A 23,913-nucleotide genomic window follows, 5' to 3' on the forward strand; every position below is an offset into this window, starting at 1 on the left:
AAATTTCTTGCCTCACAGGCAAAAGGTCAGCGGTTCGCCACCGCCTGTTTGACGAGTGTCTTGCCGAAGTCCCACATCAAGCCCCCGTCGTGCGCGTCGTCCATCACGGCCGTGAAGGCGTCGACGAACCGGTCGACTTCCCGCTCCCCGATGATCAGCGGCGGGATCAGTTTGATCACTTCCATGTGGTCGCCGGAGACCTGGGTGAGGATCCGGTGCTTCTGGAGCAGCGGTACGACGACCATCTGCGCGAACAGTCCCTTGCGCGCGGCCTGGAGCATGGCCCAGCGGCTGCGCAGCTTCAGCGACTTCGGCCGGCCGAACTCGATGCCGATCATCAGGCCCCGCCCGCGGACGTCGGCGAGCATCTCGTACTTGTCCGTCAGCGCCGCGAGCCGGGATCTGAACAGTTCCCCGGTGGCCCGGACCCCCGCGACGATCTGCTCGTTCTCCAGCACCGACAGCACCGCCAGGCCCGCCGCCATGGCCTGCGCGTTGGACCCGAAGCTCGCCGAGTGGACCAGCACCCGGTCCATCGACGAGTAGACCTTCTTGAAGATCCAGTCCTTGCCGAGCGTCGCGCCCACCGGCACATAGCCGCCGGAGAGCGCCTTGGCCACGCACACCAGGTCGGGTTCCACGCCCTCCTCGTGCTGGTAGGCGTAGAAGTCGCCGGTGCGGCCGAGGCCCGTCTGCACCTCGTCGGCGATCAGCAGCGCCTTGTGCCGGTGCAGCAGTTCCTGGGCGGCCAGGAGGTAACCGGGCGGGGATTCCAGCACGCCCTTGCCCTGGATCGGCTCGACGATCAGGGCGGCGACGTCGCCCTTCCTCAACTCCCGTTCCAGCGCGTCGAGATCGCCGAGCGGTACGGCCGTGTCGGGCAGCAGCGGGGCGAAGCCGTCACGGAAACCCGACTCCCCGTTGACGGAGAGGGAGCCGGTGGTCAGGCCGTGGAAGGCGTGCGCGCAGTACAGGATCCTGGGCCTGCCGGTGGCGTAGCGGGCGAACTTCAGCGCTCCCTCGACGGCCTCCGTGCCGCTGTTGCCGAAGAACACCCGGTCCAGGTGGGGGCTGTGCGCGAGCAGCTTCTCGGCGAGCAGGCCCGGGAGCGGCTGGCAGTCGAAGCGGGTGAGGTCGGCGAGCTCGGCGTCCAGGACGTCGTGCAGCGCCTTGCGCACCACGGGGTGGTGACGGCCGAGGCCCATCACCCCGAACCCGGCGAGCATGTCCAGGTAGTCGTTGCCGTCCGCGTCGTAGAAGTAGGCGCCCTCGGCGCGCTCGTAGACCTTGTCGAAGCCGATGGTGTGCAGCATGCGCGGGAGCTGGTGGTTGAGGTACCGGGTGTGCAGCTCGTAGCGCTCGGCTCCGCGCTCGGCCAGCAGTGCACCGAGGTCGAACTCCCCGGCCTGCGACGACTCCGATGCGGATTCGGCGGTGGTCATTCCTGTGGCTCCTTGGACAGCTCTTTCTTCACGGTCAGGCTCGCGCTGATCCGTCCGGCGACCTCGACGGGTGTCAGGCCGATGTCGGCGAGCACCTCGCCGCGCTTGGCGTGCGCGAGGAACTGCTCCGGGATCCCGAAGCGCCGTACGGGCACGTCGACTTCGGCGTCCCCCAGGGCCAGCGCCACGGCCGAGCCGACCCCGGCCGCCCGGCTGTTGTCCTCGACGACGGCGACCAGGCGGTGTTCGGCGGCGAGAGAGGGCAGCGCCGGGTCGACGGGCTTGACCCAGCGCGGGTCGACGACGGTGCAGCCGATGCCGCGGGCTTCGAGCAGCTCGGCGGCCTGGAGGCAGACGGGCGCCATGACACCGACGGCGACCAGAAGCACCTCCGCCCGGTCCGCGCGGTGCAGCACGTCCAGTCCGCCCACGCGGTCGACCGCCGGGATCGACGGGCCGACGGACTCCTTCGGGAAGCGCAGCAGAGTCGGCGCGTCGTCGACGGCGACGGCCTCGCGCAGCTGGGCGCGCAGCTGGTCGGCGTCCCGCGGCGCGGCGATCCTGAGGCCGGGGACCACCTGGAGGATCGACATGTCCCACATGCCGTTGTGGGAGGGCCCGTCGACGCCGGTGACACCGGCCCGGTCCAGCACGAAGGTCACCCCGCACCGGTGCAGGGCCACATCCATCAGGAGCTGGTCGAAGGCGCGATTGAGGAAGGTGGCGTAGACGGCGACGACCGGGTGCAGGCCGCCCGTCGCCAGGCCCGCCGCGGACACGGCCGCGTGCTGCTCGGCGATACCGACGTCCCACACCCGGTCCGGGAACCGCTCGGCGAACCTGCCCAGGCCGACGGGATGGAGCATGGCGGCGGTTATCGCGACGACGTCGTCCCGTTCCTCGCCGATCCTGACGATCTCGTCGCCGAACACGGAGGTCCACGAGGGGCCGCCCGCCGGGGAGAGCGGCACGCAGGTCAGCGGGTCCATGACGCCGACGGTGTGGAAGTGGTCCTCCTGGTGGGCGAGGGCGGGTTCGTAGCCGCGGCCCTTCTCCGTGAGGCAGTGGACGAGGACCGGCCCGTGGAAGCGTTTCGCGCGCCGCAGGGCGGACTCCACGGCCCCGATGTCGTGCCCGTCGATCGGGCCCACGTACTTCAGGCCCAGGTCCTCGAACAGGCCCTGCGGGGCGAACGCGTCCTTGAAGCCCTTCTTGGCGCCGTGCAGGGCCTCGTAGAGGGTGGTGCCGACCAGTGGCGTGCCCTGGAGCACGTCCTTGCCCCAAGCGAGGACCCGCTCGTAACTGTCGGTCGTGCGCAGCGTCGCGAGGTGGTTGGCGAGGCCGCCGATGGTCGGGGCGTAGGAGCGTTCGTTGTCGTTGACGACGATGATCAGCGGGCGGTTCTTGGCGGCCGCGATGTTGTTGAGCGCCTCCCAGGCCATGCCGCCGGTCAGGGCGCCGTCGCCGATCACCGCGACGACATGGCCCTTCTCCCCCTGCACCTGGCGTGCCTTGGCGAGCCCGTCGGCCCAGCCGAGCGCCGTGGAGGCGTGGCTGTTCTCGATGACGTCGTGCTCGGACTCCTCGCGCGAGGGGTAGCCGGACAGGCCGCCCTTGCCGCGCAGCTTGGAGAAGTCCTGGCGTCCGGTCAGCAGTTTGTGGACGTAGCTCTGGTGGCCGGTGTCCCACAGGATGCGGTCGACCGGCGACTCGAAGACCCGGTGCAGGGCGACGGTGAGCTCCACCACCCCCAGGTTGGGTCCCAGATGCCCCCCGGTCCTGGCGACCGCGTGCACCAGGAACTCCCTGATCTCCGCGGACAGTTCGCCGAGTTCCGGCTCGGACAGCGCTTTCAGGTCGCGTGGTCCCCGGATGCTCTCCAGAATCGTCACGCTCGGGCCCCCTTCGAATTCCGTGCTCTTCAGCTCACGGTGACGGCCGGCTCCCCCGACCCCACGCCGTCCTGCTCCATCTGCTCGGCGAGCTTCATCGCCTCTTCGATCAGCGTCTCGACGATCTTCGACTCGGGGACGGTCTTGATGACCTCGCCCTTGACGAAGATCTGCCCCTTGCCGTTGCCGGAGGCCACCCCCAGATCGGCCTCCCGCGCCTCGCCGGGTCCGTTGACCACACATCCCATGACGGCGACCCGCAGCGGCACTTCCATGCCCTCGAGTCCGGCCGTGACCTCGTCGGCGAGCTTGTAGACGTCGACCTGGGCGCGCCCGCAGGAGGGGCAGGAGACGATCTCCAGCCGGCGTTGCCGCAGCCCCAGGGACTCCAGGATCTGGATGCCGACCTTGACCTCCTCGGCCGGCGGCGCCGACAGCGACACCCGGATCGTGTCGCCGATGCCCCGCGACAGCAGCGCGCCGAAGGCCACCGCCGACTTGATCGTGCCCTGGAAGGCGGGACCCGCCTCCGTCACCCCGAGGTGCAGCGGGTAGTCGCAACTCTCGGCGAGCTGCCGGTACGCCTCGATCATCACGACCGGGTCGTTGTGCTTGACGGAGATCTTGATGTCCCGGAAGTCGTGCTCCTCGAACAGGGACGCCTCCCACAGCGCGCTCTCCACGAGCGCCTCCGGGGTCGCCTTGCCGTACTTCTGGAGCAGCCGCCGGTCCAGCGAGCCGGCGTTGACGCCGATCCGGATCGGGGTGCCGTGGTCCTTGGCGGCCCGCGCGATCTCCTTGACCCGGTCGTCGAACTGCTTGATGTTGCCGGGGTTGACGCGGACCGCCGCGCAGCCCGCCTCGATGGCCGCGAAGACGTACTTCGGCTGGAAGTGGATGTCCGCGATCACCGGGATCTGCGACTTGCGCGCGATGGTCGCCAGCGCGTCCGCGTCGTCCTGCGTGGGGCAGGCGACCCGGACGATCTGGCAGCCGGACGCGGTGAGTTCGGCGATCTGCTGCAACGTGGCGCCGATGTCGGACGTACGGGTCGTCGTCATCGACTGCACCGACACCGGGGCACCGCCCCCGACCGTCACCGGACCGACCTGGATCCGGCGCGAGACGCGCCGCTCGGCGATCGGCCGGACCGGTACCTCGGGAACGCCCAGCGGGATGGCGGTCATGGCCTCACTCCCGGTTTCCGGAGACCGTCTCGCGCATGGCGCGCAGGGACTCCTTCAGCGATCCCATGGTGGCGAGGACGGCGGTGGGCTCGTAGCCGCAGTGCGCCATGCAGTTGGCGCAGCGCGGGTCCTTGCCGCGGCCGTACTTGTCCCAGTCGGTGTCCTCGACCAGCTCCCGGTACGTCGGCACATACCCGTCGGCCATCAGGTAGCAGGGGCGCTGCCAGCCGAAGAGCGAGTAGTTCGGGATCGCCCAGGCGGTGCACGGGAAGTCGACCTTGCCCTCCAGGAAGTCCAGGAAGAGCGGGGAGTGGTTGAGCCGCCAGCGCCGCCGGTTGCCGCCCGCGAAGGCCTTCTTGAACAGCTCGCGGGTCTGCTCCACGCCGAGGAAGTGCTCCTGGTCGGGGGCCTTCTCGTAGGCGTAGGCGGGCGAGATCATCATCTCGTCGACCTTGAGGTCGTCGTTGAGGAAGTTCAGCACCTCGATGATGGTCTGCGGGGTGTCCGTGTTGAAGAAGGTCGAGTTGGTGGTCACCCGGAAGCCCTGCCGCTTGGCCTCCTTGATGGCCTCGACCGCCTCGTCGAACACGCCCTCCTTCGCCACCGACTCGTCGTGCCGCTCGCGCAGCCCGTCGATGTGCACCGCGAACGCGAAGTAGGGGGAGGGCTTGAACTTGTCCATCTTCTTGCGCAGCAGCAGGGCGTTGGTGCACAGGAAGACGTACTTCCGCTTGGCCACCAGCTGCCGCACGATCTCGTCGATCTGCGGATGCATCAGCGGCTCGCCGCCTGCGATGGACACCATGGGGGCACCGGACTCCAGCACGGCCCCCACGGCCTGCGCGACCGGCATCCGCTGCTTGAGCACCCCGGCCGGGTGCTGGATCTTGCCGCACCCCTCGCACTTGAGGTTGCAGGCGTACAGCGGCTCCAGCTCCACGATGAGCGGGAACTTGTCCCGCCGACGCAGCTTCTGTTCAGCCAAGTACGTAGCGACCTTGATGGACTGTCGGAGCGGCATGGCCATCTGGCTCACCTCCTGGGGAGCAGCAAGAAACGGTGCCATTCGAAGAAAGCGGGTAGGACGGAACGAAGAACACGGAAAGCTGATATTCCACCGCGCACCGTGCCGATCCGGACGAGTTCATGTTCTGGAGCGTCCACGACCACCCGGACGGCCGCAACCGGGCGCTCGCCCGCGCGCACGGCGCTCAGGAGCGTGGCCGCCGACTCCATGTCGACCGCGATGGCGCCGGTCGCGCGCAGATCGGACCGTTCGTGACCTCGGACGACGTGGTCGGAGCCGGTGAGCGGCCCGGTGTGCACGGTCCGCCCGGGCACCGCGCGGCCCAGCTCCTTGACCAGCAGGTCGGTCCCGACGCAGGCGGTCGTGCCGCGCGGGTCGCGGGTCTCCTCGGCGACGACCAGGTCACCGGGGTGCATGCCGGGCGCGAGCCCCGCGCAGAAGCCGGTGGCCAGAACGGCGGCGTCGCGCAGGGCCGGACCGGCGAGCATCCGGGTGACGGACCGCTCGGCCGCCGCCGGCCCCATCCCGGTCCGCAGCACGGTGACCGGCCCGCCGGCGCCGCCACGGTCCCCCGCGCGCAGGGCGAACTGCTCGATGCCGAGCGCGCAGGCGATCAGCAGCGGGGCCGGAGCGGGCTGTGTGCTCATCAGCTCCCCTCGGCGTCGGCGAGCGGCTTCCCGGTCTCCCCGCTCCCCTCGGCCGCGGCGAGCGGCTTCCCGGCCGCCCCGGCGCCCTGGTGCCGGTCGGCGAAGGGCTCCCCGTGCAGGTACCGGCCGAGCGCGGTGAGCGGGAACACCTGCCGGTAGAGGTGGTAGTTGATCGAGAAGTCCCACGGGAAGCCCGTTCCCGTGAAGTACGGCTCGTCCCAGGAACCGTCCTCCCGCTGGGTGGCGGCGAGCCACTCGATGCCGCGTTCGACGGCCTTGGAGTCCCGCTCCCCCGCCGCGAGCAGGGCCATCAGGGCCCACGCCGTCTGGGAGGCGGTCGAGGCGCCCCTGCCGCTCCACTCCTTGACGTACTTGTAGGAGCGCAGGTCCTCGCCCCAGCCGCCGTCGTCGTTCTGGACCGACTCCAGCCAGGTCACGGCCCGGCGGATCGCCGGGTGCGCGGCGGGGATGCCCGCGGCCACCAGGGCGGGTACGACCGACCCGGTGCCGTAGACGTAATTGACGCCCCAGCGGCCGAACCAGGAGCCGTCGGGCTCCTGTTCGGCCAGCAGCCACTCGATGCCGCGCCGGGTGCGCGGGTCGTGGGAGAGGCCCTCCACCGCGAGCATCTCGACGACGTGCGCGGTGACATCGGCGGAGGGCGGGTCGATGACCTCGCCGAAGTCGCAGAAGGGCAGCCGGTTCGGGAACGGGCTGGTGTTGTCGACGTCGAAGGCGGCCCACGCGCCGTTCTTCGACTGCATGCCGAGCGTCCAGCGCACGCCGCGCCCGACGGCCTTGTCGACCCGCACCGGGTCGTGGTGGGCGATCCGGCGCAGCGCGAGGATCACCTCGGCGGTGTCGTCGATGTCGGGGTAGTTGTCGTTGTGGAACTCGAACGCCCAGCCGCCGGGCGGCAGTCCGGGCCGCTGCACCGACCAGTCACCGGGCCGGACGATCTCCTCGCCCAGCATCCAGTCCGCGGCCTTCACCAACTGCGGGTGGTCGGCGGGCAGTCCGGCGTCCGCGAGCGCGATCGCGACCAGGCAGGTGTCCCACACCGGCGACTGGCAGGCCTCGATCATCCGGGCCCCGTCCTCGCGCCACACGGCGAACCGGTCCAGGGACGCCAGCCCCTCCCGCATCACCGGGTGCTCCAGGTCGTAGCCGAGCAGATGCAGGGCGATGATCGAGTACACGGCCGGGGGCTGGATGCCGCCCCAGCAGCCGTCGTTCTCCTGCCGCTCGATGATCCAGCGGGCGGCGCTGTTCATCGCGGCTCTGCGCAGCCGGCGCGGCGCGACCTTCCGCAGGGCGTGCAGGCCCTTGTCCATCCGCTGGAAGGCGCCGTCCCAACTGAACGCCGGCGCGAGCGGCTTGGCCGGGTTCGGACGGTCCGGGTCGGTGTGCAGCTCGTCCAGCGGGAAGGGCGCGGGGCGTACCGGCCGCTTCGCGGAGACGATCGTCAGCGGGACGATGGTCTGCCGCGCCCAGCAGCCGAAGTCGTAGATGTTGAGCGGCACCCACTTCGGCAAGTAGATGAGCTCCGGGGGCAGTTCGGGCAGGTCCTCCCACTTCCACCAGCCGAACAGGGCCAGCCAGATGCGGGTGAAGACCCGGGCGGCGGCGATGCCGCCCTGCTCGCGGATCCAGGCGGAGGCCTTCGCCATGTGCGGCGCGCCGGGGTCGTCGCCGGCCAGGCGGAGGGCGACGTAGGCCTCGATGGTGGCGGAGAGTTCGCCGGGGCCGCCGTAGAAGGTGGCCCAGGTGCCGTCCTCGCGCTGCTCACCGCGGATGAACAGCGCCGCGGCCTGAGTGGTCTTCTCGTCGCGGATGCCGAGGAACTGGCGGAGCATCAGGTCCTCGGCGTCCATCGTGACGTTGGTCTCGAGGTCGCCCTTCCACCAGCCCTGGGCGTCCTGGAGGGAGAGCAGGAAGTCGGTGGCGCGTTGTGCGGCGCGGGCGGCGGCTTGCGGTACCCCGGCCGCCGCGGGGGTGGTGTTGTCGATGGCGGTGTCGCTGGCCGCGGCAGCGCGGGGTGGCGGGGCCCCGGTGCTTCCGTCGGTCGTCGCTGTCATGGCTTCCCCTTCGTGCAGTGGTGCAAGGTGTGCAGCTGCTGTGGGTCCGCCGTCGGCCGGTGCTCCGTGGTGTCTCGCGGCACCGGCCGGCGACTACGCGAGGGCTATTCGACCGATAGTGATCATCTCTTTCGTACGACGACGAAGTCCGCGAGGGCCGTGAACTGCTCCCGCACCCGGTCGGGCATGTCGACGGCGTCGAGGGCTTCGATGGCGATGGTGTGCTGACGGCGTGCCTCGTCGGCGGTCCATTCGCGGCCGCCCGCCTCCTCGATGAGGGCGGCTCGGGCCGCGAACTCCTCCTCGGAGAAGTTCTCGAAGTCACTGGCCTTGGCATCCGCGGCGAGGATCTCGCCGAGCCGCTCGGAGGCGGACCCGCCCGCCGCGAGCGCGGCGACGACCGGCAGTGACTTCTTGCGCTGGCGCAGGTCGCTCCAGGTCTGCTTGCCGGTGGAGTCCGGGTCGCCCCAGATGCCGAGGAGGTCGTCGACGGCCTGGAAGGCGAGGCCCAGGTGGTAGCCGTACTTCTCCAGCGTGTCGGCGGTGCGGTCGTCGGCGCCGCCGAGGACCGCACCGATGGAGCTGGCGCAGGCGAGCAGGGCGCCGGTCTTGTTGCCCTCCATCTCCAGGCACTCCTCGACGGTGACACGGTCGCGGTGCTCGTAGGAGATGTCCTGGGCCTGACCGTCGATCAGGGCGCGGGTGGCGGTGGTCAGGCGGCGGGTGGCGCGGCCGGCCTCGACGGTGCCGAGTTCGAGCAGCACCTCGTTGGCGAGGGCGAACAGGGCGTCGCCGACCAGGATGGCCTGGGCGGGGCCGTGCACCTTCCAGACCGTGTCGCGGTGGCGGCGCTGTTCGTCGCCGTCCATCAGGTCGTCGTGGAGGAGGGAGAAGTTGTGGACGAGTTCCACGGCGACGGCGCCGGGGATGCCGGTCTCGGGGGCGGCGGACATGACCTCGGCGGACAGCACCGCGAGGGCGGGGCGTACGGCCTTGCCGCCGTCGCCCGCCGCGGGCCGGCCCTGGGCGTCGATCCATCCGAAGTGGTAGGCGGCAACAGTGTCCATGGGAGGTGCCAGGCGGTCGATGGCCGCCCGCAGTACCGGAGTGGCCAGGGTCCGGCCGCGCTCCAGCAGCGCGGTCACGTCCACCGCCTCGGCAGTCTTCGAGGCCGGGGGCACAGTGGGCACAGTCTCTCCTCTTGTCGCGGTACCGGGGGTGCGGGGGCCGTCTGCCGCGCTGTTCCGAGCGAGCATCACGCCGCCTCCTCGAACTCGAAGAGGTGCCGCGGGCGGGGCCGGCCCAGGGCGCCCAGCACGGCGTCCGCCGCGCTCACACCACTGCGGACCGCACTCTCCATGGTCGCGGGCCACCCGGTGGCGGTCCACGCTCCGGCCAGGTAGAGGCCGGATGCCTTGGTGCGGGCGCCGGGCCTGAGGCGCCCGACGCCGGGGGTGGGAGCGAACGTCGCGGTGCGCTCCCGGGTGACGAAGAAGTCCTTCACATCGGCACCGCGGGCGGGCGGCAGCAGCCGCTCCAGCTCGGGCAGGTACCGCTCGCGCAGCACGGCCACGGGTTCGTCGATCTCGTCCTGGGCCACCGACTGCGACAGCGCGAGGTACTGCCCCTCGCGCAGTCCGGACGCCTCGGTCCGGTCGAACACCCACTGCACCGGGGTGCCGAGGGCGGCGAAGAACGGCCGGGTGAGCACCTTGCGGTCGTACACCACATGGACGTTGAGGATCGGCGCGGTGCCGATCTCCAGGAGCCGCTCCGGCGCGTCGAGGGCACCCGCGGGCAGCAGGTCGTGCGTCTCGCGCTGGGGTACGGCGAGCACGACGGCGTCGGCCTGGAGCGTCTCGCCGGGAGCCTGGACGCTCCACCCTCCGTTCACATTCTCGGAGACGGAGGTGACGCGTGCACGGACCTCGGTACGGACGCCCGCGGAGTCGAGCGCCTTGCGGGCCAGCCGGTCGTGCAGGTCGCCCAGCGGGACGCGAGCCCAGCCGATGTCGGCCGCGCCCGGGTCGGACAGCAGACCGGTCTTGAACACCATCGCGGCGAGCCCCAGGGAGGCGTCGCCCGCGACGGCGTTGAGGGTGGCGACCCCGACCAGGTCCCACAGGGCCTCGACGGCGCGCTTCGACTGGCCGTGCGCGGCCAGCCAGCTGCCGAAGTCCTGCGTGTCCAGGACGGGATCGGCGAGGTCGAGCCCCTTGAGCGCGAGGGCGGCCCGGCCCACCCTGGCTCGGTCGGCGAGCGACAGGTGCGGATAGGTGGCGAGACTGCGGCCCAGGTGCAGGGGTACGGGCAGCGCGTCGCGCCGCAGCCTGCCGAGCCGTCGCCCCGCGGGACGCGCGGCGTCCAGGACGGGCACGTCGAGCCGGTCCTGGAGCGGGGCCAGCGCCGCGCCCTCGATGCGGTCGAGGAACCAGCGGTAGGCGGTGCAGCAGCGCAGGTACACATGCTGTCCGTTGTCGACGGTCAGCTCGCCGCGCTGGAAGGAGAAGGCCAGCCCGCCGAGTCTCGGCCTGCCCTCCAGCAGGGTGACGCGCACGCCCGCGTCGGCGAGCGCGAGCGCGGCGGTGATGCCGGCGAGCCCGCCGCCCACCACGACGGTGTGCCGCCCGTCGGCGACCGGTCCCCGGGATCCTGTGCCTCGGGTCATCGTGCACCCTCCCCTGCGCGGCGGCCGTACCGCTCGAACGACGCACGACCGACCGTCTCCGTCAGGGACGCCACCCCACGCCGGAGGGTTGCCCGCCGCTTGTCTCCGACGGTGTGGCCGGACGAGGCGCCGTGCCCGCGCTCGGCCGCCGGGGTCACGCCGGCGAGACCACCGGACCCGACACCGACGCGCCTGCGCCGGCGGACCAGGGAGAGCACCGGCTCGCTCTCATGCCGGCTCTGCCGGACGTCACACCCTCGCTCCGCCACCGAGGTCACGCGCGCGGAACGCCCCGTCCCAGCCCCGGCGACCGGGGCGCTCCCCCGCCGACGGGCCGGGGAAAGCGTCGGCTCGGTCTCATGCCGGGCCTGCCGGGCGTGCGGCGTTGTGCTCCGAGGTGCTGTCCGGCAGCGCGGGCCCGCACCCACAGGGCGGGTGGTGGTGGCCTCTCCCTGGATCAGTCCGTCCGTCATGCGCGCCTCCTGACCGTCCGTCGGGTCACGTGGCGGGCGTCCAGGCCCGACAGGCCGCGCACGGCGACGTAGGCCTTCTCCCGCCCGGGCAGGGAGACGCGGCCGCGCAGCACGGCCTCCGGGTCGCGCTCGATGCGGTCGAGCAGGCGGCGGTAGATGCCGGCCATGGCGGCGACACAGGCGCCGCTGCGCCGGTCGAGCATGGGAAGCAGCCGGTAGCCCTCGGCGAAAAGAGCGCGGGCCCGTCGCACTTCGAAGTGCACGAGGCCCGCGAAGTCGGAGCCCTCCGGTGGCCGTGGCCCGGAGAACCCGGCCGAGCAGCCGAATTTGGCGAGGTCGTCGGCGGGCAGATAGGTGCGCCCGTCCACGGCGTCCTCACGGACGTCCCTGAGGATGTTGGTGAGCTGGAGCGCGAGCCCCAGCGTGTCGGCATACTCGGGCGCGCGCTCGACGCCGCGCGCCCCCGGCTCGGTGCCGAACACACCGAGCGAGAGCCGTCCGATGGCCCCCGCCACACAGCGGCAGTACACCTTCAGGTCGTCCCACGTCTCGTAGGTCTCGCCGCGTACGTCCATCAGGACGCCGTCGATGAGCTCGTCCAGGCCGCCGAGCGGGATCGGGAAGTGTCCTGCGGCGTGCGTGAGGGCGACGGCGACCGGGTCCGTGTCGTCCTCCGCCACGTCGCCCTCGCGGATCCGGGTGAGCAGCGCCCGGGTCTCCTCCAGCCTGGCCACCTTGACGTCGTCGGCGAGCGCACCGTCACCGATGTCGTCGACCCGCCGCGAGAACGCGTACAGCGCCGACATGGCACGGCGCTGGGGCGTCGGCAACAGCCGGATGCCGTAGGCGAAGTTACGGGCCTGCCGCCCGGTGACGGCCTCGCAGTAGCTGTAAGCGGCGAGTACCGGTGGGGACGCGTGTGGTTCCGACTCCACGGTCCGGATCACCTCTCTCCTCGCAGAGTCACGCCCACCTCACGCAGCAACCGGACCTTGCCGGGCTTGGGCGGGCCGGGAAGTACGTCGTAATCGGCGGCGGCGATCGCGCGGACGGCCGCCCTTCCTCCCGCCACGAACCCTGCGAGCAGCAGCTTCAACCTGCCGTGGACGCTACCCACCAAGGGGGCGCCTTCATTCAGGAGATCCCGGGCCCTTTGCGCTTCGTACGCAATCAGCGCACGGACCGACGCTCCGGCGGATCTCGTGGCGAGGTCCGCCTCTTCGACGTGAAAGCGCTTCATGTCGGCGGCGGGCAGGTAGATACGGTCGCGGCCGAGGTCCTCGGCCACGTCCTGGAGGTGCTCGACGATCTGGAGGGCCGTGCAGATCATGTCGGAGCGGCGGATCCGCTCGGGCGTCGAAGTGCCGGTGACGGTGAGGACGAGACGGCCTACGGGGTTGGCGGAGAGCTCGCAGTAGGCGAGGAGGTCGTCGTAGGTCTCGTACCGGCCTACCAGCTGGTCCTGGCGGTTGGCGGCGATCAGGCCGAGGAACGGCTCGGGGGTCAGGGAACACCGGCGGACGGTCGGCTGAAGGCGGCGCAGCAGGGGGTGACGCGGGGTCGAGTCGAAGACCCTGCGCAGGTCGGCCTCGAAGGCGTCCAGCAGGACCAGCCGGTCCTCGGCCTCCTGCGGGGACACGCCGAGCAGTCGGGCGTCGGCACCGCCGGGGGCCAGGTCACCGTCGCCGATGTCGTCGACGAGACGGGCGAAGCCGTAGACGGCCATGAGGTCGGTGCGCCAGGCCCGGGGCAGAAAGAACGGGGCCACCGGGAAGTTCTCGCCCGCGGCCTTGTCGAGCGTGCCGCGCTCCGGGTCGAGGGCGCGCGCCGTGCCGGTTCCCGTCACCGCCGGCTGCCCGGCGCGAGGACGGCACGTGCTGCGTGGAGCTGGGGAGTTTCCGTAGCCATCGCCGTCACATCTCCCGTTCTACACTGCCGACCCAATACATACTATTTCGGACACGCCGCCCAGCCGTCCGCACGGCGGTGCGACGAGCGATGTCGCGCATTATCGCCCTGATTGCCGCGTTTCGGGACCGGTACAGCTTACGTTGTACAACGCATCGAGGATCGCCAGGGTGTCCCGCACATCACGAGAACACACCGATTGGCCCCAAGATTCCTAAGTAAGCCCGGAGTTGACGCTTCTTTTGCCAGACGCAGGGCCCCGCCGGAACAGTTCCGGCGAGGCCCTGGGCGTGCCGGACTACTTGCCGGTGAACTTCTCGTACTCCTTGAGCACCTCGTCGGTCGGGCCGTCCATGCGCAGCTCGCCGCGTTCCAGCCACAGGACGCGGTTGCAGGTGTCGCGGATGGACTTGTTGTTGTGGCTGACCAGAAACACCGTGCCGGCTTCCTTGCGCAGCTCCCGGATGCGGTCCTCGGAGCGCTTCTGGAACTTGCGGTCACCGGTGGCGAGGGCCTCGTCGATCATCAGGACGTCGTGGTCCTTGGCCGCGGCGATGGAGAAGCGGAGCCGGGCCGCCATGCCGGAGGAGTAGGTGCGCATGGGCAGGGTGATGAAGTCGCCCTTCTCGTTGATGCCGGAGAAGTCGACGATGTCCTGGTAGCGCTCCTTGATCTCCTCCCGGGACATGCCCATGGCGAGCCCGCCCAATATGACGTTCCGCTCGCCGGTGAGGTCGTTCATCAGGGCCGCGTTGACGCCGAGCAGCGAGGGCTGGCCGTCGGTGTAGACCTTGCCCTGCTCGGCGGGGAGCAGACCGGCGATGGCGCGCAGCAGCGTCGACTTGCCGGAGCCGTTGGAGCCGATCAGGCCGATGGCCTCGCCGCGGTAGGCGACGAAGGAGACGCCGCGCACCGCGTGCACCTTGCGCACGCCGCGCTCCTCGCCGCGCTTGAGGATGCGGCTGAGGGCGGCCGTGGCGCTGCCCTTGCCGCTCTTCGCGCCGTTGACGCGGTAGACGATGTGCAGGTCGTCCGCGATGACGGTGGGGATCCGTTCGTCCTGCTTGCGCTCAGCCACGGCCGTACCTCTCCTCCGCCTTCCAGAAGTACACGAAGCCGCCCAGGGCGAACAGCACGGCCCAGCCGCCGGCGGCCGCCCACACGTGGTCGGGGAGGTACTCGGAGCCGTAGTCGTCGATGAGGGCGAAGCGCATCAGGTCCATGTAGATCGCGGCCGGGTTCCACTGGAGGATGTTCGCGATCCAGTCCGGCTTGTCCTCGAGGAAGATCGGGATGGAGAACATCACACCGGACGCGTACATCCAGGTCCGCATCACGAACGGCATCAGCTGCGCGAGGTCCGGGGTCTTGGCGCCCGCCCGGGCCATGATCAGCGCGAGGCCGGTGTTGAAGCAGAACTGCAGGACGAGCACCGGCACGATCAGCGCCCAGGACAGGTCCGGGTAGTGGCCGAAGCCGACCGCGACGGCGAACAGCACGATCATCGAGAACAGCAGCTGCTGGAGCTGCTGGAGCGCGAAGGAGATCGGCAGCGAGGCGCGCGGGAAGTGCAGGGCGCGGACCAGGCCGAGATTGCCGGAGATCGCGCGCACGCCCGCCATCACCGAGCTCTGCGTGAAGGTGAACACGAACACGCCCGTGACGAGGAACGGGATGTAGACCTCGCGGGACATGCCCCGGTCGGCCTCCAGGAGCAGGCCGAAGATGAAGAAGTACACGGCCGCGTTCAGCAGTGGTGTGGCCACCTGCCACAGCTGGCCGAGCTTGGCCTGGCTGTACTGGGCGGTCAGCTTCGCGCGGGAGAAGGCGAGGATGAAGTGCCGCCGGTCCCAGAGCTGACGGACGTACTCGATGAGGGACGGCCGGGCGCCGCTCACGCTCAGCCCGTACTTGGCGGCGAGCTCCCTCGCCGTGAGTCCCTCGTCGGGCGCCGCGGGCGCGTTGACCGCGACCGTGGCGTCGTGCGTTGTCTCACTCACTAGTGGAAACTTTCGTCTTCGAGATGCGCGGCCTGTCCGGGCCTGCATGAGCCGGGGGCCAGGGTACGGCCCGGGTGCTCCCGGATACTCCGATACGAGCTTGTCAGATGACGGGGGGCCGGCCCAGCCGGGTCAGCCGCCACACCGTACGCCACTTCATCGGACGGCGTGGTCCGCACGGGCTGGTCCAGCCCTCGCGGAATCCGCCGAACCAGGCCCGCAGCGCGGGGCCCGAGGGACGGCGTACGAGGGTGAGCAGCAGCCACACGCCGAGGTAGACGGGGACGAGCGGCGCGGGGAGGTTGCGTCGGGCGAGCCAGACGCGGTTGCGGGCGACCATGCGGTGGTAGACGGCGTGCCGCGAGGGCGCGGTCGTCGGGTGGTACAGCACCATGTCGGACCGGTAGTCGATCATCCAGCCCGCGTCGAGGGCCCGCCATGCCAGGTCGGTTTCCTCGTGGGCGTAGAAGAACTCGTCCGGGAGGCCGCCGACGTCGGCGAAGACGCGGGTGCGGACGGCGTTGGCGCCGCCGAGGAAGGTGGTGACCCGGGACGAGCGCATCGGGTCGGCGGCGCGCAGCCGGGGGACGTGGCGGCGCTGGGTGACGCCGGTGTCCGGGTCGGCTATGCGGAAGCTGATGATGCCGAGCTTCGGGTCGGCCTTGAAGGCCTTGCGGCACAGCTCGGCGGTGTCGTGGCCGGCCAGCAGGCCGTCGTCGTCGAGGAACAGCAGGATGTCGACGTCCCGGCCGGCCGGGCCGAAGGCCTCGATGCCGACGTTGCGGCCGCCGGGTATGCCGAGGTTCTCGGGCAGTTCGATCGTGCGGACGCCCTCGGGGACGTCCGGGACGGGCGAGCCGTTGCCGACGACGACCACCTCGACCGGGTCGCCGTCCTGCCCCGCGACCGAGTCGAGCAGGGCGCGCAGCTCGTCGGGGCGGTTGCCCATGGTGATGATGACGGCGCCGACCTTCATACCGCTCACTTCAGCCTGCTCGAAGCGAGGATCGACACCAGGTGGAGCAGGGTCTGCACCAGCGCGATGCCGGCCAGCACGGCCACGCCGAGCCGGGAGAAGAACAGGTCGCCGCGGACCTGGTCGGCGATCGCCAGGACGAGGATCAGCAGGGACGCCTCGATGCCGAGGATGAGGCGGTGGAACTTGAGCGCGGCGGCGGCCTTGCGGGCCAGCGCCATGCCGGAGGAGCGGATCTCGGCGGCGGCCTCCTGGACCGGCGGCTTCCCGGTCTGGTGCCGGGCGACGCCGACGAGGTCGGTCTCGGCCTTGATCAGGATGGCGCCGAGGGCGGCCAGGGTGCCGAGGAAGGCCCACAGCCAGTCGATCCGGCCGCCGCCCCACAGGTCGGCGGCGCGCAGGCCGAAGCCGGTGAGCACGGCGGCGTCGGTGAGGTAGGCGCCGACGCGGTCCAGGTAGACGCCGCCCAGCGAGTACTGCTTCTTCCAGCGCGCGATCTCGCCGTCGACGCAGTCCAGCAGGAGGTATATCTGGACGCACACCACGCCGAGCACGGCACCCGGGATCCCCGGCACGAGAAGTGCCGGGGCCGCGAGCACACCGAAGACGGTCATCAGGTAGGTGAGCTGGTTGGGCGTGACCCTCGTGTTGACCAGGTAACGGTCGACCCGCAGGGACACCTCACGCATGTAGAGGCGTCCCATCCAGTGCTCACCGCTGCGCCGGTCCTTCACCCCCGCGGGGTGAACGACGGGGCGGAGTTCAGCTACCGATGGCCTTGACATAGTCGGTGTAGGTGTCCTTGATCTGTTCGGTGTTCAGGTCGAGGTGTTCGAGGATGGTGTAGCGGCCGGGCCGGGTCTCCGGGGCGAACTCGACGGCCTTGACGAACTCGTCCGTCGTGAAGCCGATCTCGTCCGGCAGCACGGGCAGCCCGTGCCGGCGCAGCACCTCGGCCATGTACGCCGACTGTTCGTGCGCCCCGCGCAGCCACATCGCGAAGGCCGCGCCGAGACCGCACTGCTCGCCGTGGGCGGCGGCCCGCTGGGGGTAGAGCAGGTCGAAGGCGTGGTTGATCTCGTGGCACGCTCCGGAGGACGGCCGCGAGTCGCCCGACACCGACATGGCGATGCCGCTGAGGACCAGCGCCTCGGCGAGCACCTGGAGGAAGTCGTTGTCCCCGATGCCACCCGGGTGCCGCAGTACGGCCTCGCCGGCCTGGCGGGCCATGGCCGCGGCGAGTCCGTCGATCCGCTCGCCCTTGACGCGGCCCGCCAGCTCCCAGTCGGCGATCGCCGAGATGTTGGAGACGGCGTCGCCGATGCCGGCGCGGACGAAACGGACCGGGGCCTCGCGGATGACGTCCAGGTCGATGACGACCGCGATCGGGTTCGGCACGCCGTAGGAGCCGCGGCCCGCGTCGTTGTCGAGGGTGGCGACCGGCGAGCACAGGCCGTCGTGCGCGAGGTTCGTGGGCACGGCGACCAAGGGCAGGCCGACCCGGGCCGCGGCGAACTTGGCGCAGTCGATGATCTTGCCGCCGCCGAGGCCGACGACCGCGTCGTAGTGGCCGGCCTTTATGTCGCTCGCCAGCCGGACGGCGTCGTCGAGGGTGCCGCCGCCGACCTCGTACCAGGTGGCGCCGGGCATGCTCGGCGAGATGCGCTCGCGCAGCCTGGCGCCGGAGCCGCCGCTGACGGCGACGGCGAGGCGGCCGGAGTGCGAGATGCGCTCGTCGGCGAGGACGCACGCCAGGTCGTCGAGGGCACCCGGGCGGATGTCCACGACCAGCGGCGAGGGGATGAGCCGGGTCAGTACTGGCATGCGATCTCCCGTCCACGGGCGAGATCGTCGTGGTTGTCGATCTCCACCCACTTGACGTCGCCGATCGGCGCCACGTCGATACGGAAGCCGCGGTTCACCAGCTCCTGGTAGCCGTGCTCGTAGAACTGCTGCGGGTCGGTCTCCCACACGGTCTTCAGCGCGTCGGCCAGTTCGAGGGCCGCGTCGCCCTCGATGAGGGTGACGCCGATGTACTCGCCGGTGGCCTCGGCGGGGTCCATCAGCTTGGTGATCTTCGTCATGCCCTTGGCGGGGTCGACGACGACCTTCATCTCCTCGTCGGCCAGGTCCTTCACGGTGTCCAGGGCGAGGATGATCTTCTTGCCGTCGCCGCGGGCGGCGAGCAGCGTCTTCTCGACGGAGACCGGGTGGACGGTGTCGCCGTTGGCGAGGATCACACCGTCCTTGAGGGCGTCACGCCCGCACCACAGGGAGTAGGCGTTGTTCCACTCCTCGGCCTTGTCGTTGTCGATGAGGGTGAGCTTGAGGCCGTACTTCGCCTCCAGCGCCTCCTTGCGCGCGTACACGGCCTCCTTGCGGTAGCCGACGATGATCGCGGCTTCGGTGAGGCCGACCTCGGCGAAGTTGGCCAGGGTCAGGTCGAGAACCGTGGGTTCGCCTTCTATGCCCGCGGGGCCCACCGGCACCAGAGCCTTGGGAAGGCTGTCGGTGTAGGGGCGCAGACGCCGTCCGGCGCCGGCCGCCAGCACGAGGCCGATCATGCGGGTTCTCCTTCATCGTGTACGGCGGGCGCCCCTGCGGACACCCAGAAGCGGATGCTCTCGACGAGCACCACCAGGGCCACGGCCACGGCGAGAGCCGTGAGCGCGACCGTGAACTGCGAGGCGGTGAGCAGCGCGGCGAGGACGGTGACGAGCAGCGTCCGTCCTTCGTGCCCCCCGATGGAACGCACCAGCCAGGCCGGGGGCGCTCCGGCGTTGCCGCGGATGCGGTACACCGTGTCGTAGTGATGGTAGGCGACCGCGCCCACCAGCCCGAAAGCCGCAGGAAGGGCTCCGTTCACGTCCGCTTTGGCCGCGAGTACGAGGACGGTGCCGTATTCGGCGGCGCGGAGGAACGGGGGGACCAGCCAGTCGAGGGCGCCCTTGAGGGGGCGGGCGACGGCCAGGCCCGAGGTGATGGCGTAGGCGAGGGCGGCGACGACCGGCCAGGGGCCGCCGAAGTCCGTCAGCGCCGCGGTGAGGACGACGGCGAGGCCGCCGAGCAGGGCGACGGCGGGGGCGGTGAAGCCCGGCAGCCTGCGGGCGGCCTTCTTGAACGCCTCGGCGAAGCCCTGCGCGAGCGGGCCGCTGTCGGCGAGGTCGGCCAGGGCGCCGGCCGCCCGGTCGGTCCGCTCGGCCTTGCGGGTCAGGGAGCGCAGCACGCGGCCCGCTGTCGTGTAGGTCGCCGCGAAGGCGCAGCCGATGAGCAGCGCGTAGAAGGTGATGCGGGGAGTCGTGGCCGCCGTGAGCACGGCGATCATCGCCCAGCGTTCGCCGATGGGCAGGACGATCATGCGGCGCACCCAGACCGTCCAGCCGACGCTGTCGAGCTTGTCGGAGAGGGCGGCGGTGGGGCTGGTGTTGGCGGTGGCGTCGTGGTTGGCCTCGTTGAAGGAGAAGTCCACGACGTGCCGGCAGGTCTGCAGGACCATGGCGCCGAGGGCGAGGGCCCAGACGTCGTCGCCGCCTCGGGCGGCGCCCAGGGCGAGGCCGGCGTAGTAGGCGTACTCCTTGGCCCGGTCGAAGGTGGCGTCGAGCCAGGCGCCGAGCGTGGAGTACTGCAGGGAGTAGCGGGCGAGCTGGCCGTCGGTGCAGTCGAGTACGAAGGACGCGATCAGCAGGACGCCGGCCGCGACGAAGCCGCCGCGGGTGCCGGTGGCCGCGCAGGCCGCCGCTATGAGGGCGGTGAGCAGCGAGGCGGTGGTGACCTGGTTCGGGGTCAGGCCGCGGCGGGCGCACCAGCGGGCGATGTACCGGGAGTACGGGCTGATGCAGTACGTGGTGAAGAAGCCGTCGCGGGACTTCACGGCCGACTTCAGGCGTACGGCCTCGTCGTCGACGTCCGTCACGGCCTGCCGTGCCTCGTTACGGGCCTGCGGGTCGGCGGGGACGGCGGCGACGAGGCTGCCCAGCTCGGGGCGGTGCACCTCGGTGCCGTCGGCGTCCAGGGAGGTGACGATGCGGTCGGCGAGGCTGTCGACCAGGGTGGTGCCGCCGCCCGCGGAGTTCTCGCGGGCCATCGCCCGGGTCAGGGCCTGGCGGCCGGCCGGCTGGGCCGTGACGGCGCCGGGGATCGCGGCGAGCGGGAAGCGGGGGTCGGTGAGGCCGAGGCGCAGCGCGTGCACATGCCCCACGAACCGGGCGTCGACCAGGGCCACGCGCTGCTCGCCCGGCACCCCGGCGAGCAGGGTCTCGGCCTCGGCGGCGTCGGCCGCGACCCGCACGTCGAAGCCGAGGGACCGCAGATCGCCCTCGATCGACGATCCGGGGACCGGCTGACCGGTGAGGATGGCGGTCGACAACCGAATTCACTCCCTGGGTACCGACGCGTCCGCGCCAGTGCTGTACATGGTGGGGGCGCCCGCGCCGGAAAGCTCCCGGGCGGCATGTCGGCAGAGGCTATCGGATGCCGGGAGGGCCCCGTTCACCGCCTGTTCGGCAGCTCGATCGACGTGGTTCGCCCAGGCCTTTGCCGCGATCATCATCGTGGATCCGGGGCCCGCCCCACAAACCGCGCCCCCAGACCGGACATCGAGGACATCGGGCCGGGTCCGGTCAGGGCCGCATAGGGTGGACGACCATGACTTGGCTGATCACCGGCGGTGCCGGCTACATCGGGGCCCACGTGGCCAGGGCCATGGACGAGGCCGGGGAGCGCGTCCTCGCGCTGGACGACCTCTCGGCCGGGGTGCCCGCGCGGCTCCCGGCGGGCGTACCGCTCGTCGAGGGCTCGTCGCTCGACGGTGACCTGCTGAAACGGGTGTTCGCCGAGCACGGCGTGACGGGTGTGGTGCATCTCGCGGCGCGCAAGCAGGTCGCCGAGTCCGTCGCGCAGCCGACGCGGTACTACCGGGAGAACGTCGGCGGTCTGGTGACCCTCCTGGAGGCGGTCGCCGGGGCCGGGATCGAGCGCTTCGTGTTCTCGTCGTCGGCGGCGGTGTACGGCGACCCGGGTGTGGACCTCATCACGGAGGACACGCCCTGCGCGCCGGTGAACCCGTACGGCGAGACCAAGCTCGCCGGGGAGTGGCTGGTGCGGGCGGCGGGCCGGGCGCACGGGATCTCCACCGTATGTCTGCGCTATTTCAACGTGGCGGGAGCGACCGCACCGGAACTGGCCGACACGGGCGTCTTCAACATCGTGCCGATGGTCTTCGACCGGCTCACGCGCGACGAGGCGCCCAGGATCTTCGGCGACGACTATCCGACCCCGGACGGCACCTGCGTCCGTGACTACATTCACGTCGCCGACCTGGCCGAGGCGCATCTCGCGGCGGCCCGGCGGCTCGCCGGCGGGGGCGTCACGGGCGATCTGACGGTCAACATCGGCCGGGGCGAGGGTGTCTCGGTACGTGAACTCATCACGGTCATCGGCGAGGTCACCGGTGACCGCCGGCCACCGCTGGTCGAGGGCCGCCGCCCCGGGGACGCGCCGCGGGCGGTCGCCTCGGCGGCCCGGGTGGCGGAGGAACTCGGCTGGACCGCGCGGCGCGGGGTGCGCGAGATGGCCGAGTCGGCCTGGCGCGGCTGGCTCCTGCACCACGGCTCCTGAGGCCCTGAGGGCGCTCTGACCTGCACATCGTTTCCGCAGGTCAGGACACATGACAACGGTGTTCAGTGCCGCGTTGCGCATACCCCCTCCCCGTAGTTCACTGGGGTGCTCGATAGCGATCAGGGCGACAATCGGATGAACACCGGAGGGCGGTTTCATGGGGGCTGGGCACGATCACGGGCACGCGCACGGTGCGTCGGCCGGCGGTACGGCGACCTCGGCGTACCGCGGCAGGCTGCGGGTCGCGCTGGCGATCACGCTCGGCATCGTGGTCGTCCAGATCGTCGGCGGGCTGCTCGCCGACTCGCTCGCGCTGGTCGCGGACTCGGCGCACATGGCGACGGACGCGCTGGGCCTGGGTATGGCGCTGCTCGCGATCCGTTTCTCGAGCCGCCCGCCGAGCGACCAGGCGACCTTCGGCTACGCCCGCGCCGAGATACTCGCCGCCCTGGCCAACTGTCTGTTGCTGCTCGGGGTCGGCGGGTACGTCCTGTACGAGTCGGTCCAGCGCTTCGTCACTCCGGCGGACACCGAGGGCCACCTCGCTGTCGTGTTCGGTGTCATCGGCCTGGTCGCCAACATGGTGTCGCTGGCGTTGCTGATGCGCGGCCAGAAGGAGAGCCTGAACGTCCGCGGCGCCTTCCTGGAGGTGGCGGCGGACGCCCTGGGTTCGGTCACGGTGATCGTCTCCGCCCTGGTGATCATGTTCACCGGCTGGCAGGCCGCCGACCCGATCGCCTCGCTCGTCATCGCGCTGATGATCGTGCCGCGCACGGTGAAGCTGCTGCGCGAGACCCTGAACGTCCTGCTGGAGGCGGCGCCCAAGGGTGTCGACATGGCTCAGGTGCGGGCCCACATCCTGGCGACCGACGGGGTGGAGGACGTCCACGACCTGCACGCCTGGACGATCACCTCCGGCATGCCGGTGCTGTCGGCGCACGTGGTCGTCAGCTCGGACGTCCTGAGCGCGATCGGCCACGAGAAGATGCTCCACGAGCTCCAGGACTGTCTCGGCGGCCACTTCGACGTGGAGCACTGCACCTTCCAGCTGGAGCCGGGCGGGCACGCGGAGCATGAGGCGCGCCTCTGCCACTGACGCGCCCGCCTCTGAGACCCCTGGGGTTGACGTCACTGGTGGGGCGCGTTGGGCTGTGAGTGCGCCGGTGTACGCAGCGCTCCGGCGCACGTCCGCGCCCTGGCTCTCGCCGCACCGGCGGGGACGATTTTCGGCCCACCGCGCCGGGCACGATCCCCTACTGGGTCCCTCTTCCGAGCGGCGCCGCCGCGCTCCGCGCCACCGCGCGGGACATGCGGGCGCGTCGCGAAGTGCCGGGAGCGCCGGATTCGTACGGCAGACTTGGGATGCGAAGACCGATGTGAAGGATGGGTATGCCGATCACACCTGCCACCGCGACGCAGAGCCCGTCGAACGGCGCCGCAGACGCGATTTTGCTGGAACTGGTCGACGAGGACGGCGTGACGATCGGCACCGCGGAGAAGCTCGCCGCCCATCAGCCGCCCGGGCAGTTGCACCGCGCGTTCTCCGTGTTCCTCTTCGACGAGTACGGCCGGCTGCTGCTCCAGCAGCGGGCGCTGGGCAAGTACCACTCCCCCGGCGTGTGGTCGAACACCTGCTGCGGCCACCCCTACCCCGGTGAGGCGCCCTTCGCGGCGGCGGCGCGGCGGACCTTCGAGGAACTCGGCGCCTCCCCGTCCCTGCTGGCCGAGGCGGGCACGGTCCGCTACAACCACCCGGACCCGGAGTCCGGTCTGGTGGAGCAGGAGTACAACCACCTCTTCGTCGGGATGGTGCAGGCCGTGCTGCGGCCGGACCCTCAGGAGGTGGCGTCGACGGCGTTCGTGACCCCGCCCGAGCTGGCGGAGCGGCACGCCAAGGACACCTTCTCGTCCTGGTTCATGACCGTCCTGGACGCGGCCCGGCCGGCGATCAGGGAGCTGACCGGCACGTCGGCCGGCTGGTGACGACGGCCCTGGCGGA

At 71.1% G+C, this 23,913-nt stretch carries 21 protein-coding genes; 3 read left to right on the top strand and 18 right to left on the bottom strand.

Features of this window, described 5'->3' with window-relative positions; translation table 11 throughout:
- Positions 1-26 precede the first annotated feature (26 nt).
- The 18 genes from ACIBL4_RS02720 to ACIBL4_RS02805 form a co-directional block, all read right to left on the bottom strand.
- Positions 27-1,442, bottom strand: a complete 1,416-nt coding sequence (locus tag ACIBL4_RS02720; RefSeq protein ID WP_399405786.1) for an aspartate aminotransferase family protein — start codon at positions 1,440-1,442, stop codon at positions 27-29.
- The gene (gene dxs, locus ACIBL4_RS02725) at positions 1,439-3,334 is read right to left on the bottom strand and encodes a 1-deoxy-D-xylulose-5-phosphate synthase (RefSeq protein WP_399405788.1); all 1,896 of its coding nucleotides are present in this window, start codon (positions 3,332-3,334) and stop codon (positions 1,439-1,441) included. The genes ACIBL4_RS02720 and dxs overlap by 4 nt, the downstream gene beginning before the upstream one ends.
- 29 nt (positions 3,335-3,363) lie before the next feature.
- The gene (gene ispG, locus ACIBL4_RS02730) at positions 3,364-4,521 is read right to left on the bottom strand and encodes a flavodoxin-dependent (E)-4-hydroxy-3-methylbut-2-enyl-diphosphate synthase (protein ID WP_399405790.1); all 1,158 of its coding nucleotides are present in this window, start codon (positions 4,519-4,521) and stop codon (positions 3,364-3,366) included.
- Between the two features lie 4 nt (positions 4,522-4,525).
- Positions 4,526-5,548, bottom strand: coding sequence for an adenosyl-hopene transferase HpnH (gene hpnH / locus ACIBL4_RS02735; RefSeq protein WP_356922744.1), 1,023 nt, complete (start codon positions 5,546-5,548; stop codon positions 4,526-4,528).
- Positions 5,549-5,553: 5 nt separating this feature from the next.
- Positions 5,554-6,195: a 1-hydroxy-2-methyl-2-butenyl 4-diphosphate reductase gene (locus tag ACIBL4_RS02740; protein WP_399405792.1), complete on the bottom strand. Its 642-nt coding sequence runs from the start codon at positions 6,193-6,195 to the stop codon at positions 5,554-5,556.
- Positions 6,195-8,273 (bottom strand): squalene--hopene cyclase, encoded by a 2,079-nt coding sequence (gene shc, locus ACIBL4_RS02745; RefSeq protein ID WP_399405794.1) that lies wholly within the window; start codon positions 8,271-8,273, stop codon positions 6,195-6,197. Before shc ends, ACIBL4_RS02740 begins: the two co-directional genes overlap by 1 nt.
- A 122-nt stretch (positions 8,274-8,395) precedes the next feature.
- Positions 8,396-9,529, bottom strand: a complete 1,134-nt coding sequence (locus tag ACIBL4_RS02750; RefSeq protein ID WP_399405796.1) for a polyprenyl synthetase family protein — start codon at positions 9,527-9,529, stop codon at positions 8,396-8,398.
- Positions 9,529-10,941, bottom strand: coding sequence for a hydroxysqualene dehydroxylase HpnE (hpnE, locus tag ACIBL4_RS02755; protein WP_399405798.1), 1,413 nt, complete (start codon positions 10,939-10,941; stop codon positions 9,529-9,531). Before hpnE ends, ACIBL4_RS02750 begins: the two co-directional genes overlap by 1 nt.
- A complete protein-coding gene (locus tag ACIBL4_RS02760; RefSeq protein WP_399405801.1) occupies positions 10,938-11,414 on the bottom strand; it encodes a DUF6380 family protein in 477 nt (158 codons plus the stop codon). The genes hpnE and ACIBL4_RS02760 overlap by 4 nt, the downstream gene beginning before the upstream one ends.
- Positions 11,411-12,361, bottom strand: coding sequence for a presqualene diphosphate synthase HpnD (gene hpnD, locus ACIBL4_RS02765; RefSeq protein WP_399405803.1), 951 nt, complete (start codon positions 12,359-12,361; stop codon positions 11,411-11,413). Before hpnD ends, ACIBL4_RS02760 begins: the two co-directional genes overlap by 4 nt.
- The gene (gene hpnC, locus ACIBL4_RS02770; protein ID WP_399405805.1) at positions 12,358-13,260 is read right to left on the bottom strand and encodes a squalene synthase HpnC; all 903 of its coding nucleotides are present in this window, start codon (positions 13,258-13,260) and stop codon (positions 12,358-12,360) included. Before hpnC ends, hpnD begins: the two co-directional genes overlap by 4 nt.
- A 360-nt stretch (positions 13,261-13,620) precedes the next feature.
- Positions 13,621-14,400 carry an ABC transporter ATP-binding protein gene (locus ACIBL4_RS02775; protein ID WP_399405807.1) on the bottom strand — a complete coding sequence of 260 codons (780 nt, stop codon included), beginning with the start codon at positions 14,398-14,400 and terminating at the stop codon, positions 13,621-13,623.
- On the bottom strand, positions 14,393-15,322 hold the full coding sequence (locus tag ACIBL4_RS02780; protein WP_399405809.1) for an ABC transporter permease: 930 nt from the start codon (positions 15,320-15,322) through the stop codon (positions 14,393-14,395). Before ACIBL4_RS02780 ends, ACIBL4_RS02775 begins: the two co-directional genes overlap by 8 nt.
- 103 nt (positions 15,323-15,425) lie before the next feature.
- Entirely contained in the window at positions 15,426-16,298 is an 873-nt protein-coding gene (locus ACIBL4_RS02785) for a glycosyltransferase family 2 protein (protein ID WP_399406544.1), read from the bottom strand.
- A 5-nt stretch (positions 16,299-16,303) separates the two neighbouring features.
- A complete protein-coding gene (locus tag ACIBL4_RS02790) occupies positions 16,304-17,083 on the bottom strand; it encodes a CDP-alcohol phosphatidyltransferase family protein (protein WP_399405811.1) in 780 nt (259 codons plus the stop codon).
- Positions 17,061-18,122, bottom strand: a complete 1,062-nt coding sequence (locus tag ACIBL4_RS02795) for an iron-containing alcohol dehydrogenase family protein (RefSeq protein WP_399405813.1) — start codon at positions 18,120-18,122, stop codon at positions 17,061-17,063. Before ACIBL4_RS02795 ends, ACIBL4_RS02790 begins: the two co-directional genes overlap by 23 nt.
- Entirely contained in the window at positions 18,110-18,862 is a 753-nt protein-coding gene (locus ACIBL4_RS02800) for a sugar phosphate nucleotidyltransferase (RefSeq protein WP_399405815.1), read from the bottom strand. The genes ACIBL4_RS02795 and ACIBL4_RS02800 overlap by 13 nt, the downstream gene beginning before the upstream one ends.
- On the bottom strand, positions 18,859-20,664 hold the full coding sequence (locus tag ACIBL4_RS02805; protein ID WP_399405817.1) for a DUF5941 domain-containing protein: 1,806 nt from the start codon (positions 20,662-20,664) through the stop codon (positions 18,859-18,861). Before ACIBL4_RS02805 ends, ACIBL4_RS02800 begins: the two co-directional genes overlap by 4 nt.
- Before the next feature lie 278 nt (positions 20,665-20,942).
- Here ACIBL4_RS02805 and galE point away from each other — a divergent pair, with 278 nt between their 5' ends.
- From galE to idi, 3 genes are all read left to right on the top strand, one after another.
- Entirely contained in the window at positions 20,943-21,914 is a 972-nt protein-coding gene (gene galE, locus ACIBL4_RS02810; RefSeq protein WP_399405819.1) for a UDP-glucose 4-epimerase GalE, read from the top strand.
- 157 nt (positions 21,915-22,071) lie between these two features.
- Positions 22,072-23,010: a cation diffusion facilitator family transporter gene (locus tag ACIBL4_RS02815; protein ID WP_399405821.1), complete on the top strand. Its 939-nt coding sequence runs from the start codon at positions 22,072-22,074 to the stop codon at positions 23,008-23,010.
- A 293-nt stretch (positions 23,011-23,303) separates the two neighbouring features.
- A complete protein-coding gene (gene idi / locus ACIBL4_RS02820; RefSeq protein ID WP_399405823.1) occupies positions 23,304-23,897 on the top strand; it encodes an isopentenyl-diphosphate Delta-isomerase in 594 nt (197 codons plus the stop codon).
- The last annotated feature ends 16 nt before the right edge of the window (positions 23,898-23,913 follow it).

The sequence above is a fragment of the Streptomyces sp. NPDC050416 genome (genome assembly GCF_044458845.1).
Classification (GTDB): Bacteria; Actinomycetota; Actinomycetes; order Streptomycetales; family Streptomycetaceae; genus Streptomyces.